The organism is Brevundimonas sp. AVps5 (genome assembly GCF_058681515.1).
In genome coordinates, this window is record NZ_CM178740.1 from 460631 (window position 1) to 474832 (window position 14202).

General features: G+C 67.9%; 9 protein-coding genes. 6 read left to right on the plus strand and 3 right to left on the minus strand.

Going from position 1 to position 14202, the window contains the following annotated elements; genetic code table 11:
- The first annotated feature begins 19 nt into the window (after positions 1-19).
- From cckA to ACW18A_RS02300, 3 genes are all read left to right on the plus strand, one after another.
- On the plus strand, positions 20-2080 hold the full coding sequence (gene cckA, locus ACW18A_RS02290; RefSeq protein WP_492023204.1) for a cell cycle histidine kinase CckA: 2061 nt from the start codon (positions 20-22) through the stop codon (positions 2078-2080).
- A 276-nt stretch (positions 2081-2356) separates the two neighbouring features.
- Complete coding sequence (locus ACW18A_RS02295; RefSeq protein ID WP_492023205.1) at positions 2357-4186, plus strand: M61 family metallopeptidase; 1830 nt, start codon at positions 2357-2359, stop codon at positions 4184-4186.
- Between the two features lie 257 nt (positions 4187-4443).
- The gene (locus ACW18A_RS02300; protein ID WP_492023206.1) at positions 4444-6225 is read left to right on the plus strand and encodes a DUF885 domain-containing protein; all 1782 of its coding nucleotides are present in this window, start codon (positions 4444-4446) and stop codon (positions 6223-6225) included.
- A gap of 114 nt (positions 6226-6339) precedes the next feature.
- Here the strand turns inward: ACW18A_RS02300 and ACW18A_RS02305 are convergent, their stop codons facing one another.
- On the minus strand, positions 6340-7290 hold the full coding sequence (locus ACW18A_RS02305; protein WP_492023207.1) for a LysR substrate-binding domain-containing protein: 951 nt from the start codon (positions 7288-7290) through the stop codon (positions 6340-6342).
- 351 nt (positions 7291-7641) lie between these two features.
- Here ACW18A_RS02305 and ACW18A_RS02310 point away from each other — a divergent pair, with 351 nt between their 5' ends.
- Both ACW18A_RS02310 and ACW18A_RS02315 read left to right on the plus strand, forming a co-directional pair.
- Positions 7642-9468, plus strand: a complete 1827-nt coding sequence (locus tag ACW18A_RS02310; RefSeq protein ID WP_492023208.1) for a DUF885 domain-containing protein — start codon at positions 7642-7644, stop codon at positions 9466-9468.
- A 22-nt stretch (positions 9469-9490) separates the two neighbouring features.
- The gene (locus tag ACW18A_RS02315; protein WP_492023209.1) at positions 9491-11287 is read left to right on the plus strand and encodes a DUF885 domain-containing protein; all 1797 of its coding nucleotides are present in this window, start codon (positions 9491-9493) and stop codon (positions 11285-11287) included.
- Positions 11288-11328: 41 nt separating this feature from the next.
- On the opposite strand, the gene ACW18A_RS02320 is transcribed toward ACW18A_RS02315, so the two are convergent.
- Positions 11329-12429, minus strand: coding sequence for a DUF1176 domain-containing protein (locus tag ACW18A_RS02320; RefSeq protein ID WP_492023210.1), 1101 nt, complete (start codon positions 12427-12429; stop codon positions 11329-11331).
- A 24-nt stretch (positions 12430-12453) separates the two neighbouring features.
- Positions 12454-12606, minus strand: a complete 153-nt coding sequence (locus tag ACW18A_RS02325) for a hypervirulence associated TUDOR domain-containing protein (protein WP_492023211.1) — start codon at positions 12604-12606, stop codon at positions 12454-12456.
- Positions 12607-12868: 262 nt separating this feature from the next.
- On the opposite strand from ACW18A_RS02325, the gene ACW18A_RS02330 reads away from it, so the two are divergent.
- A complete protein-coding gene (locus ACW18A_RS02330) occupies positions 12869-14089 on the plus strand; it encodes an NADP-dependent isocitrate dehydrogenase (protein ID WP_492023212.1) in 1221 nt (406 codons plus the stop codon).
- The last annotated feature ends 113 nt before the right edge of the window (positions 14090-14202 follow it).

The window sequence follows — 14202 nt, forward strand, 5'->3', positions numbered from 1 at the left end:
TTCGCGGGGCTGACTTGCCATGACCGTCTCCAGCGCGCCTTCGGCGCCGAAGTTCGATTTCACCGTGGTCCTGATGGCGGTCGGTTTCGCCGTGGCCATCGCCGCCCTGGCCTGGCCCGCCTTCCAGACCGGCCCGCTGACGACGCCGCACATGATCCTGCTGGTGACCGTGGCCGCCGTCGCCCTGATGGGCCTGTTCGCCTTCAACCGCATCGACGTCCGCAGCAGCGACCGACCCGCCGGCGACGTGGCGGTGGAGATGCTGGACGCCATGGCCGAGCCCGCTGCCCTGGTCTGGGCCTCCGGCGCTGTGCTGGCCTATAACGGTGCCTGGGCCTCGCAGAACGGGGCGACCGTCAACCTGCCGAAGGGCAGGTCCGCCCAGGCCCTCTACATGGCCTTCGCCCAGGCGCGTCAGGGGCATCAGGGTCGCGCCATCGTCCTGATCGGCGAACGCGAGATCGAGGTTCTGATCGGTCAGGCCGGGGAGGGACGTTTCCTGGTCCGCGAGGCGCCCGAGGCGACCCTCAGCAGCACCCCGGCCGCCGTCGTTGCGCCGGCCTATGCCGCCTCGGCCGCAGACGGTCGCGCCATGGCCGCCGGCGCCCCGTTCGGCTCTGCGGTCATTGCCGGCGACGACATCTTCTCCTGCCGCGCCGAGGAGGCGAACCCCGCGCTCGCCACCCTGACCGGTCCCGCCTCGGCCCGGGACGCCGCCTTCGGCCATCTGTTCGATCCTGCCGGAGTGACCGAGGCGCGCACCCGGATCGCCGCCGGGTCGACCGGCCCGATCGAGCTGGTCGCCCGCGCCCACCCCGACCGGATGCTGCACCTCTACGTCGCGCCCGAAGATGACAGGCGCCGTGTCTGGCTGTTCGACGTCTCGGCCCAGAAGTCGATGGAGCTGCAGCTGTCGCAGGCCCAGAAGATGCAGGCCGTGGGTCAGCTGGCCGGCGGCGTCGCCCACGATTTCAACAATCTTTTGACCGCCATCCAGCTGCAGCTCTCCGAACTGCTGGAGCGTCATTCGGTCGGCGATCCCTCCTACGACGGCCTGAACCAGATCCGCCAGACCGGCATCCGCGCCGCCGACCTGGTGCGGAAACTGCTGGCCTTCTCGAGGAAGTCCACCGTCCGCCGCGAACGCCTCGACCTCGGCGAACTGGTCGGGGAGTTCGCCGTCCTGTTGCGCCGCCTGCTGCGCGAGGATGTGCGGCTGGAGACCGACTATGGCCGCGACCTGCCGGTGGTCCTGGCCGACAAGTCCCAGCTGGAGACGGCGGTCATGAACCTGGCCGTGAACGCCCGCGACGCCATGCGGGGGGTGGTCGAGCCCGGTGCCGGAGTCGTCACCATCAAGACCCTGCGCCTGACCCAGGCGGCCGCCCGCGCCCTGGGCTGGATGGAGGCACCTGAGGGCGACAGCGCCCTGATCGAGGTCTCCGACACCGGTCCCGGCGTGCCGCCCGAACTGCTGGACAAGATCTTCGAACCCTTCTTCACCACCAAGGCGGTCAACGAAGGCACGGGCATGGGCCTGGCCACCGTCTACGGCATCGTCCAGCAGGCCGGCGGCCACATCGGCGTGACCAATCTGGACGGGGCGGGTGCAGCCTTCCGCATCTTCCTGCCCGCCGCCTCGGAACAGGAGCTGGTCGAGGCCGGTCCCGTCGAGGCGAAGGTCAAGGCCGCCCCGCGCGACCTGTCCGGCAACGGCCGCATCCTGTTCGTCGAGGACGAGGCCGCCGTGCGCGGCATCGCCGCCCGCCTGCTGCGCCAGCGCGGCTACGAGGTTATCGAGGCCGCCGACGGCGAGGAGGCCCTGGCCCTGGCCGAGGAATGGGCGGGCCAGATCGATATGATGATCTCTGACGTCATCATGCCCGGCCTGGACGGACCCAGCCTGCTGAAGAAGGCGCGCCAGTATCTCGGCGACGCCCCGGTCATGTTCATCTCCGGCTATGCCGAGAGCGACTTTTCAGACCTGCTCCAGGACGAAACCGGCGTCTCCTTCCTGCCCAAGCCCCTGGACATCAAGACCCTCGCGGAGCGGGTGAAGCAGGAACTCCGGCCGGGTTGAATTGCTGCCCTCTCCCCTTGCGGGAGAGGGAGATCGCGCACGGCGGCGTTAGCCGCTGTTCTGGCGCGGTCGGGTGAGGGGTCGCACAGACTTGAAGCGTCATCGCGCGATCCGCTCATCTGGACCATCGGTGTGACCCCTCATCCGTCAGCCCCCCGATCAAGTCGGAGGGCTGCCACCTTCTCCCGCAAGGGGAGAAGGGCCGTTGCGGTCGCCCCCCTTGCCTCGCGGCCCGGCTTGCGCCCCTATGCGGCCCGTCCCTGTACCGGAGTTCCCATGTCCGCTCGTCGCCTGCTGAACGCGTCCGCCGCCTTCGCCGCCCTGCTGGCCGGCGCTTCCGCTGCCCAGGCCCAGGACTACGACATCAGCTTCGACAACGCCGTCCACCACGAGGCCCGGATCACCGTCACCTATCGCGACGTCGGCACGGCCCCGGTCCGGTTCCAGATGTCGCGCTCGTCGCCCGGTCGCTATGCGATCCATGAGTTCGCCAAGAACGTCTATTCCGTCTCCGCCGTCGACGGCCGCGGCCGCGCCCTGACCATCGAGCGCACCGACCCCTACGGCTGGACGGTGCCCGGTCACGATGGGACGGTCAGCCTCAGCTACACGCTGTTCGGTGACCGTTCGGACGGCACCTATTCCCAGATCGACGCGACCCACGCCCACCTGAACATGCCGGCGACCCTGGCCTGGGCGACGGGCTTCGACGACCGGCCGGTGACCGTGCGTTTCAAGCCCTTCTCGCCCGACTGGACCATCGCGACCCAGCTCCAGCCGCAGGCCGCCCCCAACACGTTTGCCGCGCCCAACCTCCAGTATCTGATGGACAGTCCGACCGAGCTCAGCGCCCACATGCGCCGTCAGTGGACAGTCGATGACCACGGCGTCACCCGAACCATCGCCATCGCCGCCCACCATGCCGGCACTGAGGAGGAGATGGACATCTTCGCCGAGCGCGCCCGCCGCATTGTGGACGCTCAGATCGCCGTCTTCGGCGACGTGCCCGACTACGATTTCGGAACCTATACCTTCATCGCCGACTACCTGCCGTGGGTGAGCGGGGACGGGATGGAGCATCGCAACTCCACCATCATCAACGACACGCGTTCGTTCAGGGAAGCGGACTTCGACCAGCTGGGCACGCTCAGCCACGAGTTCTTCCATTCCTGGAACGTGGAGCGGATTCGGCCTGACGAGCTGGAGCCGTTCGATTTCACCCGCGCCAATCCGACCCCGTCGCTGTGGTTCGCGGAGGGCTTCACCAGCTATTACGGGCCGCTGGCGATGCGCAGGGCGGGGGTGTCGAAGGTCGATGACTTCCTCGGCGAAATGGGCGGGCAGCTGAACTTCGTCCAGAACGCCCCGGGTCGTCGCTACGGCTCGCCCGAGGAGATGAGCCTGCGTGCGCCGTTCGTGGATGCCGCGACCGCCATCGACCCGACCAATGCGAACATCTTCGTCTCCTACTATCCCTATGGCGCGGTCATCGCCTTCGGCCTGGACCTGACCCTGCGCCAGCGGTTCCCGGGCAAGACGCTGGACGACCTGATGCGTGAGATGTGGCGCGTCCACGGTGTGACCGAGCGGCCCTATGCGCCCGCCGACATCGAGGCCGCCCTGGCCCGCGTCACCGGCGACCCCGCCTTCGCCCGCGACTGGTTCGCCAGCATCATCGAGGGCAGCGACCTGCCGGACTTCGCGCCGCTGCTGGCCCAGGCGGGGATCGTCATCCGCCCCGCCAATCCGACGGCCGCCTGGGCCGGTGCCGTCCGCCTCCCGGCGACCGGCGCACCGGTCATCGCCGCCGCACTGGCGCCCGACACGCCGCTCTATGCAGCCGGGCTGAATCGCGGCGACCAGATCGTTGCGGTGGGTGACAGGGTCATCGCCGGTCAGGCCGACTGGACCGCCGCCCTCGCCGCCGCAAGGCCGGGCGACGAAGTCCCGATCCGCTTCCTTCAGCGCGGGGTGGAGCGATCCGCCACCTTGCGCTTCGCCACCGATCCTTCCTTCAATCTGATCCGCGCCGAGGCTGGCGGCGGATCGGTTCCGCCGGAACATCTGGCCTTCCGTGAGGCCTGGCTCGGCGCTGCGACGGAATGATTGTTCAGGATTTTATTCCGTCTCTGCACTTGCGCCGAATGGGGTCGACAGCCATCTGAAGGCGAGCGATCTTCGAACCCCGCCAAGATTTTCGGACTGTCCGTTTGGCCCGAAAATTTCCGATAAACCCGCCGCCGGACTCTCCGACCTCAGACAAGTGTCTGATTTTACTGAGGTGACTAGCCGGTTCGTCCGTTTGGTCACCCTGTCTTTGGTCCGGACGAAGCCGCCCGCCCCGCGTCCTGGAAAGTCTCCCGATGCTCGATCGCCGCAGTCTCATGTTCTCCGCCGCCGGCGCCGGTCTGCTCGCCACCTTGCCGGTTACGGTGTTCGCCCGGCCGGAACAGGACGCCGAGCTCGACGCCCTTCTGACCGAATGGTTCTACGACAACGTCGAGCGCAACCCGACCTTCGCCACCAGTCTCGGCATCGACAAGGACGATCGGGCGCATCTCGCAGGCCGTCTGGGTGACCTGAGTCTTGAGGCAGAGGCCAGGGACAAGGCGCGCGAAATCGCCCGGTGGGAGCGGCTCAAGGACTGGCCGACCGGGACCCTGTCCGACAGCATGAAGGTCACCCTGGCGGTGTCACAGTTCCAGGCCGAGACGGCCGCGATGCGCGCCGAACTGCCCTTCGCCGGCTCCCCCTATATCGTGGCCCAGAACGGCGGCGCCTATTTCAGCGTCCCCGACTTCATGACCAACCAGCATCGGGTCGAGACGACGTCGGACGCCGAGGCCTTCCTGTCACGGCTGAAGGCCTTCGCGGTCCAGCTGGATCAGGAGAGCGCGCGGCTGGAGGTGGACGCCGAGGCGGGCATCACCCTGCCGGCCGTGATCATGGACAAGACCCTGACGCAGTTGAAGACGCTGCGCGACACGCCCGCCGCCGAGATGGCCATGGTCCAGGCCCTGGTCCGCAAGGCGGACGAGAAGGCGATCACCGGCGACTGGGGCGCCCGCGCCGTCGTCATCGTCGATCAGGAGATCAAACCCGCCCTGACCCGCCAGATCGCGGTGTTCGAGGCCCAGCGCCCGGACGCCTCGACCGACGTCGGCGTGTGGCGTCTGCCTCAGGGCGAACGGCTCTACAACCTCGGCATCCGGGGTTACACGACCACCACCTACACCGGGGCCGAAATCCACGAGATCGGCCTGCAGCAGGTCGCCTCGATCCAGGCCGAGATCGACACCATCCTCAAGAGCCTCGGCATGACCGAGGGCACGGTCGGCGAACGGGTCAATGCGCTCGGCCAGGACCCGCAGCACCTGTGGCCCAACACCGACGAGGGCAAGCTGGCCCTGATCGCGTCGCTGAACGAGATGGTTGCGGCCATCACGCCGCGCCTGCCGGAGGTCTTCTCGACCCTGCCCCAGGCGCCGGTCGAGATCCGGCGCGTGCCGGTGTCGATCCAGATCGGGGCTCCGGGCGGCTACTACGTGGCGGCGTCGCTGGATGGGTCTCGACCCGGCGCCTACTACATCAACCTGCGCGATACGGCGAACCGGCCGAAATGGTCCCTGCCGACCCTGACCTACCACGAGGCGTCGCCGGGCCATCATTTCCAGATCTCGATCGCCCGGGAAGCGGGAACCCTGCCGATCTATCGTCGGGCCAGCGGTTTCTCGGCCTACAACGAAGGCTGGGCCCTGTATTCGGAACGCGTCGCCGCCGACGACCTCAACATGTACGAGGGTCATCCGCTGGGCCGGATCGGCTATCTCCAGGCCTATCTGTTCCGCGCGGTGCGTCTCGTCGTCGATACCGGCCTGCACGACAAGCGCTGGAGCCGCGAACGGGCCATCGCCTATATGATCGCCGAGGCCGCGACCCCCGCCAATGCGGCCCAGTCGGAGGTCGATCGCTACATCGTCTGGCCAGGTCAGGCCTGCTCCTACAAGCTGGGTCAGACCGTGATCGAGGGCCTGCGTCAGGAGGCGGAAGCGAAGCCCGGCTTCGACATCAAGGCCTTCCATGACCGGATGTTGCTCAACGGCTCGGTGCCGCTGGCGGTGCTTCAGGGCATCATGCGGAGCTAATTCTCCCCCATCGGGGGGAGGGGGACCACGAAGTGGTGGAGGGGGCGGGCCTCAAACTCCGGCGTCTGGGGCGAGCCCCCTCCCGTTGTCGGATCGCATACGATCCTTCCTCCACTACGCTTCGCTTCGAGCCCCCTCCCCCAAGGGGGGAGGATTGGAGGCGACCTCGGCGGCGATGTCCGGATCGGCCGCCGCCTCCGCCAGCAGCCAGTCGCGGAAGCGGGCGATCTTGGGCGACCGCCGGCGGTCTTCCGGCCAGGCGATGAAATAGCCATCGGACAGTCTCACCGTCTGGCGGAACGGCCGGACCAGCAGGCCCGCCCTGATCTCGCGGGCGAACAGGATGGGCGACCCCAGGGCGACGCCCTGACCGCCCATGGCCGCGGCGACCTCCAGGCCCTGGATGTCGGCGCGCAGCCGGGACGCGGGCGTCGCCCCCGTCGCGACCCCGGCGCAGGCGAACCAGGCCGCCCATTCCTTCTCGTCGCCCACCCGGGGCGCGTCGACCAGATCGGCTGGATCCCTCAGTTCCAGTCGCTCGCACAGGGCCGGGCTGCACAGGGGCGTGAACACACTGGGCATCAGGAGGGCGCACTCCACGCCGGGCCAGTCGCCGTCCCCGGACCGCAGGGCGATGTCCATGTTCTCGCGCGCCAGGTCGATGATGGTCGGACTGGTGTCGAGCCGCACCGCCAGCCCCGGATTGGCGACCTGAAAGGCACCGAGGCGGGGTGCCAGCCACTGGGTCGCCAGGGTCGTCAGGGTGGTGATCGACAGTACCCCCTGGTCCGCCTCGGTCACCTCGGCGAAGGCCCGCCGCAGCAGGGTCAGGGCCTCGGTCGCCGCCCGCGACAGCCGCTCGCCCTGTTCGGTCGGCTGCACCTCACGCGGCAGTCGCCGGAACAGGCTGAACCCCAGCCGCGTCTCCAGCGCCTTGATCTGCCAGCTGACCGCTGCCTGGGTCATGCCGAGTTCCTCCGCCGCGCGGGTGAAACTGTTGAGACGCGCCGCCGCTTCGAACACGCGGATCGACGAAAGCGGCAGGCCGGAGAGGGGATCACGCATAAGTTCACCTAGGGCTGACCCGTCATACTACTGGTTTGCGAGCGGGCGATGTCAAGCCGATATGTCCGTCATCAAAGGCAATCGGCACAGGAGGCCGCTATGGAAGAGGTTCATCGTACGCATAAGGACGCCGCATGGGGATGGCTCGCCGTGGTCCTCGCGGTTCTGGACGGTTTCCCCAGGCGCCGCGCCCGGGCCCGGACGGCGCGTCCCCGGGCTTCGGAGGTGGTGACGCCGTGGAGCCACAATTCGCCGAGCGGCTGGTCGGCCTGACGGATTTGTAACGACAGAGCGCTTGTCCAGAGGGCGCGGTTGGTGACCAATGCAGCCCGACGTTTTCGGGAGCCCTCCATGATCGACCGCCGCCGCCTCATGTTTACCGCCGCCGCCGGTGCCAGCCTGATGGCGGCCGGTCAGGTTATCGCCCAACCCCAGGCCGGAGCGGCATCGGCGGCCTTCACGGCCGTGATGAACTCGATCGTTCAGGAGACGCTGATGACGTCTCCGGAACTGCTGACCTCGCTGGGCTTCGACAAGGGGCCGAACGCAGCGAAGAAGGCGCAGCTCGACGACCGGTCCCAGGCCAAGATCGATGCGGACAAGGCGACCTTCCGGCGCCAGATGACCGAGCTGAAAGCCGTCGACCGCGCGGCCCTGAGCACTGACGAGAAGGTCTGGTACGACTCGCTCGAGTATTTCGGCGACACCGCCATGATCGGCTACGACTTCCCCTACGGCGGCGGCTTCAGCGCCTCGCCCTACAGCGTTAGCCAGCTGACCGGGTCGTATCAGGGCATTCCCGATTTCCTCGACAGCCAGCATTCAATTGAGACCGCGGACGACGCCGAGGCCTATCTGAGCCGCGTCTCCGCCTTCGCTACGGCTCTGGATCAGGAGACGGCGCGGATCGAGGCGGAGTTCGAGGCCGGGGCCGTTCCGCCCGACTTCGTCATCGCCCGCACCCTGAGCCAGATGGACGCCCTGATGTCGCCGGGCGCGGCAGGGACCACCCTGGTTCAGTCGGTCGTCCGCCGGACGGGTGAGAAGTCGATCGCCGGCGATTGGGGCTCGCGCGCCGAGACCCTCGTCAACGACGCTGTCTTCCCGGCCCTGAACCGTCAGGCCGATGCCCTGCGTGCGCGTCAGGCCGGGGCGACCCATGACGCCGGCGTCTGGCGCCTGCCCAACGGCGAGGACTTCTACCGCTTCGGCATCCGCAGCTACACGACGACCAACCTGTCCGGCGACGAGATCCACGAGATCGGTCTGGCGCAACTGGCCGAACTGTCCGCCCGCGCCGACGGCCTGTTGAAGGCGCAGGGGTTCACACAGGGGTCGGTCGGCGCGCGGATCAAGGCGCTCGGCGAAGACCCGACCCAGCGCTACCCGAACACGGACGAGGCCAAGGAACAACTCCTGCGGGACCTCAACACCCAGACGGAAGAAGTGCGGCGTCGCATGCCCCAGTATTTCGGCCGCCTGCCGCAGGCCGCGGTCGAGATCAGGCGCGTGCCCAAGGCGATCGAGGCCGGGGCGCCGGGCGGCTACTACAACTCGCCGGCGCTGGATGGGTCGCGGCCGGGCATCTACTACATCAACCTGCGGGACACGGCCGAGTGGCCGAAGCTGCAGTTGCCCACCCTGACCTATCACGAGGCGGTGCCGGGCCATCACCACCAGATCGCCCTGGCGCAGGAGCGGGCCGACACGCCGCTGCTGATGAAGGTGCTGGGCTTCTCGGCCTATTCGGAGGGCTGGGCCCTCTATGCCGAACAGCTGGCCGATGAGATCGGCATGTATGAGAACGACCCCTACGGGAAGATCGGCTACCTCCAGTCCCTGATGTTCCGGGCCACCCGGCTGGTGGTCGACTCGGGCCTGCACGCCAAGCGCTGGAGCCGGGAACAGGCGATCCGGTTCATGGTCGACGCCCTGGGTGACGCCGAGAGCGCGGTGACCACCGAGATCGAACGCTACTGCGTCTGGCCGGGGCAGGCCTGCTCCTACAAGCTGGGTCACACCAAATGGGTCGAGCTGCGCGAAATGGCGAAGGCGACTCTGGGCGACCGGTTCGACATCAAGGCCTTCCACGACGCGGGGATGAACACCGGCGGGGTTCCGCTGACGGTGCTCGAGCGGGTCATCACCGAATGGACCGCGGCCCGGGCCGCCGCCTGATTCTCGAAGCCAGGACACAGACATGATCGACCGCCGCCGCCTGCTCGCCTCCGCCGCCGCGGGGGCGGGGCTGGCCGCCCTGCCGTCTCTGGCCTTCGCCCGCGCGGACGAGGACGCGCGCCTCGACGCCATCCTGTCCCGCCAGTTCAACGAGGACATGGACGGCTCGCCGCAGGGCGCGACCGGGCTGGGGCTTGATGTCGGCGACCGGGCAGGGCTGCGGAGCCGGCTGGACGACCGGTCGCTGGCCGCCGCAGAGCGGGAGGCGTTCCGGGCGCACGAACGGCTGCAGGACCTTCAGACGATCGACCCGGTCGCTCTCTCGGCCGAGGGGCGGGCCAGCTACGATGTTCTGTCGTTCCAGAGGGAGATCGCCGCCGAGTCGGCCGGCTTCGCCTGGCACACGGCCGACAGCTGGCGGCGGACACCCTATGTCGTCAGCCAGATCAACGGCGCCTATGTCGACGTCCCGAGCTTCCTTGACACCACCCATCCGGTGAAGACCCGCGAGGACGCCGACGCCTTCATCGAGCGGCTGAGCGCCTTCCCGGCGGCTCTCGACGGCGACACCGAACGCACCCGGGTCCATGCCGGTCTGGGGATGGTCGCGCCCGACTTCATCCTCGACAAGGCGATCCAGCAGCTGACGGCGCTGCGCGACCAGCCCGGCACCGACCAGGCGATGGTCCGCAGCCTCGCCCGCAAGATGGCCGAGGCAGGGATCCAGGGCGACCACGTGAGCCGGGCCGGGACCCTGCTGGACGGGCCGGTGAAGCAGGCGCTGGAGCGGCAGATCGTCGAGTTGCAGCGTCAGCGAGTTGATGCGGTCCATGACGCCGGGATCGGCGGCCGTGTGGACGGCCAGTCCTACTACGCCCTGAACCTGAGGGCCTATACGACCACCGGAACGCCGTCGTCGGAGATCCACGACCTGGGTCTGGAACAGGTTGCCGACCTACAGGCCCAGGCTGACGAACTGCTGAAGGGCGAGGGCTATACGCAGGGGACCGTCGCCGAGCGGATGGCGGCGCTGCGGACCGAGGCGCGGTTCGTGTGGCCCAATACGGACGCCGGTCGTGCGGACCTTCTGACCTTTGTCAACGCCGAGATGGAGCGGGTTCGGGCACGGATGCCAGAGGTCTTCGCCCGTGTTCCGACGAGCGAGTTCCTGGTTCAGCGGGTGCCGCCGGCGATCGAAGCGGGGGCTCCGGGCGGTTACGCTCAAGGGGGCAGCCTCGATGGGACCCGGCCGGGCATCTATTTCATCAACCTGAAGGACACGGCGGACTGGCCGCGCTGGACGCTGAAGACCCTGACCTATCACGAGGCGGCGCCCGGCCATCTGTTCGAGGGGGCGCTGGCCCTGCAGTCGGCGAACCTGCCGCTGTATCGCAAGACGGTGGGCTTCTCGGCCTATGGCGAGGGTTGGGGTCTCTATGCGGAGCGGCTGGCCGATGAACTGGGTCTCTACGAGGGCGATCCGTTCGGCCGCATCGGCTATCTGGAGAGCTTCCTGTTCCGAGCCTGCAGACTGGTGGTCGACACCGGCCTCCACGCCAAGGGGTGGAGCCGCGAAGAGGCCATTCGCTACATGGCCGAGAACGTCGGCGATCCGAACGAGACCGAGATCGACCGCTATTGCTCGGCGCCCGGTCAGGCCTGTTCCTACAAGATGGGCGAGATCGCCATCACCGGTCTGCGGGAAGAGCTGAAGGCGGGGCCGAACTTCGACCTGAAGCGGTTCCACTCGGCGGTGCTGGACGGGGGGAGGATGCCGTTGACGGTGCTGGAGCATCGGGTGAGGACGGCCTTCGCCTGATCACCCCGCGACCAGGGCCTCGATGTCGGCCTTTGCGCCCATCACTGGCTGACCCAGAACGCAGGCCAGTAGTCGCTGGGGACGCCCCAGCATTCCGACATCCCCGACGACGACTTCAGGACGAAGCCTTGCGCCGTCCAGACCCAGCTGTCGGCCATGCCGCAGTCGCCGAGACCCCGCCCCTTGTTGAAGGCGTCCAGCACCCGGGTCGCCGGGTCGTAGGCCGAGTTGACGAGAAACTCCTCGGGCTCGCCGGCCATGGTGGGGAAGGTCAGCCGACGCGGATTGGTCCCCTCGGGCGTCGTGGTGAAATAGCCGTTGATCAGGTTGTAGGCACCCGCGCCGCAGGGGACGCCCCACAGGACGGTGCTCGCATCCAGCCGGGCGGAAGAGATCACCGTCTGCAGGGCAGGGTTGAACTCCGTGTCCGCCCGGCACTGGACCAAGGCGGGCAGGGCCTCAAGTGCGGCCGGGAGGGTCTGGCCTTCCTGATCGCCGTATCCGGCCTGGGACACGGCCCGTGCCGGAACCAGGCGGGGCAGGGCGGCGGCGGCGGGCACCACCGAGGCCGGGCGCGCGCCCTTGCGGATCAGGGCGGTGGTCGTGCCGAGCCGCCCCTGACGCTCGTCGATCCACAGCAGGGAGGCGGCGACGCCGCTGAGCGAGATCGGCACGGTCTCCGATCCGGCGTTCAGGGACATGGTCGGGCTTTGGGCCATCGCGTCGATCAGGCTTCGCACGCTTTGCGGATCCGCCGTCGCGACAGGGAGAGCATCCTCGCCGGTTGCCGCCGTCAGGCCGTTGAAGGTGGTGTTGTCGATGTTCGCGGTCACCGGGCCGTCAAACGATCCGCTCTCGGGCCAGAAGCCGACGAAGACCTGGGGCCGGGCATCCGGTCCGGCCGCCATGGTGATGCGGACCCATCCCGAGCCCTCGGTCGCATGGCCGAAGGCGTGGCAGGTTCCGATATTGTCGCAGACGGCGAGCCAGTCGCGGAAGGTCCGTTCGGTCGGATTTCCATCTTCCGCGCCGGCGCTTCCGGCCAGTCCGCGTGCGGCGGCCCCGACATCGGCCCTGGCCGACCGGTCATCGCCGCACGAGGCCAGAAGGGCCGCCACGGCCATCAGTGTGATCACACGCATTTCCCGTCCCCCGTCGCAGACCGGTCAGACCTTGCGCAGTGCCGGCGGCCTGTGCGCGGCGCGGGCACCGGTCTTGCCGCTCTCGACCAGATAGTCGGTCTTCTCGGGGGACGCCGCAACCTGGTGCGTCTTGATTGGTGTGGGCCTGGCCTCGACATCAGTGAAAGGGGCTCGCATCGGTTTCACGTCAACCAGGATCGGCACTTCGCCAACGGCGGTGATTCAGCGTTCGCTCTCATCGTTCATGGGGCGTATCCCATCGGACCAAGGCGCGTCCTTCCGCCGGAAGGAACCAGTCCGATCGTCCGGGGCTCAGCGTGACCGCAGGCGGCTGTTCGGGAGCGGGGTTGATCGGCGACGCCTCGCCCTTTGCCTCGCGCGCCCGTCGTCGCTATACCGCCGCCACCCCCAGAAAACTGCAGAACAGGACGTAAGCCGCATGGCCAAGATCAAGGTCGCCAATCCCATCGTGGACATCGACGGCGACGAAATGACCCGCATCATCTGGCAGTGGATCAAGGACAAGCTGGTCTTCCCGTTCGTCGACGTCGAACTGGACTACTACGACCTGGGCATGGAGCACCGCGACGCCACCGACGACCAGGTGACGATCGATGCCGCCCACGCCATCCAGAAGCACGGCGTCGGCGTTAAATGCGCCACCATCACCCCTGACGAGGCGCGGGTGAAGGAATTCGGCCTGAAGAAGATGTGGAAGTCGCCGAACGGCACCATCCGCAACATCCTGGGCGGCGTGGTCTTCCGCGAGCCGATCATCTGCCAGAACGTGCCCCGGCTTGTCCCGGGCTGGACCCAGCCGATCGTCGTCGGTCGTCACGCTTTCGGCGACCAGTACAAGGCCACCGACTTCCTGGTCCCCGGGCCCGGCAAGCTGATGATGACCTTCACCGGCGACGACGGAAAGGTCATCGAGCACGAGGTGTTCCAGTTCCCGTCGGCCGGCGTCGCCATGGGCATGTACAACCTCGACGACTCGATCCGCGACTTTGCCCATGCCTCGTTCAGCTATGGTCTGAACCGCAACTTCCCGGTCTATCTGTCGACCAAGAACACGATCCTCAAAGCCTATGACGGTCGCTTCAAGGACATCTTCCAGGAGGTGTTCGACGCCGACTACGCCGACAGCTTCAAGGCCGCCGGACTGACCTATGAGCACCGTCTGATCGACGACATGGTCGCCGCCGCGATCAAGTGGTCGGGTGGCTTCGTCTGGGCGTGCAAGAACTACGACGGCGATGTGCAGTCCGACGTGGTGGCCCAGGGCTTCGGCTCGCTGGGCCTGATGACCTCGGTGCTGCTGACGCCGGACGGCAGGGTGATGGAGACCGAGGCCGCCCACGGCACCGTGACCCGCCACTTCCGCCAGCACCAGAAGGGCGAGGCCACCTCGACCAACTCCATCGCCTCGATCTTCGCCTGGACGGCCGGCTTCAAGCACCGGGCCAAGCTGGACGACAACTCCGAACTGCTGCAGTTCGCCGAGACGATGGAAAAGATCGTGGTCGACACCGTCGAGGCCGGCTTCATGACCAAGGACCTGGCGCTGCTGGTCGGCGATCAGCAGGGCTGGCTGACCACCGAGGGCTTCCTCGACAAGGTCGCCGAGAACCTGAAAAAGGCCCTGCCGAACGTCGGCTGAGCCAACCCGGTTCGAATCTTTCCACCCCGCCGGAGCTTCTCCGGCGGGGTTTCGTTTGAGCGACGGGCTGCGACGTGCATTGATGGCGTCTGCGTCGGAGGAGGGGAGACCAC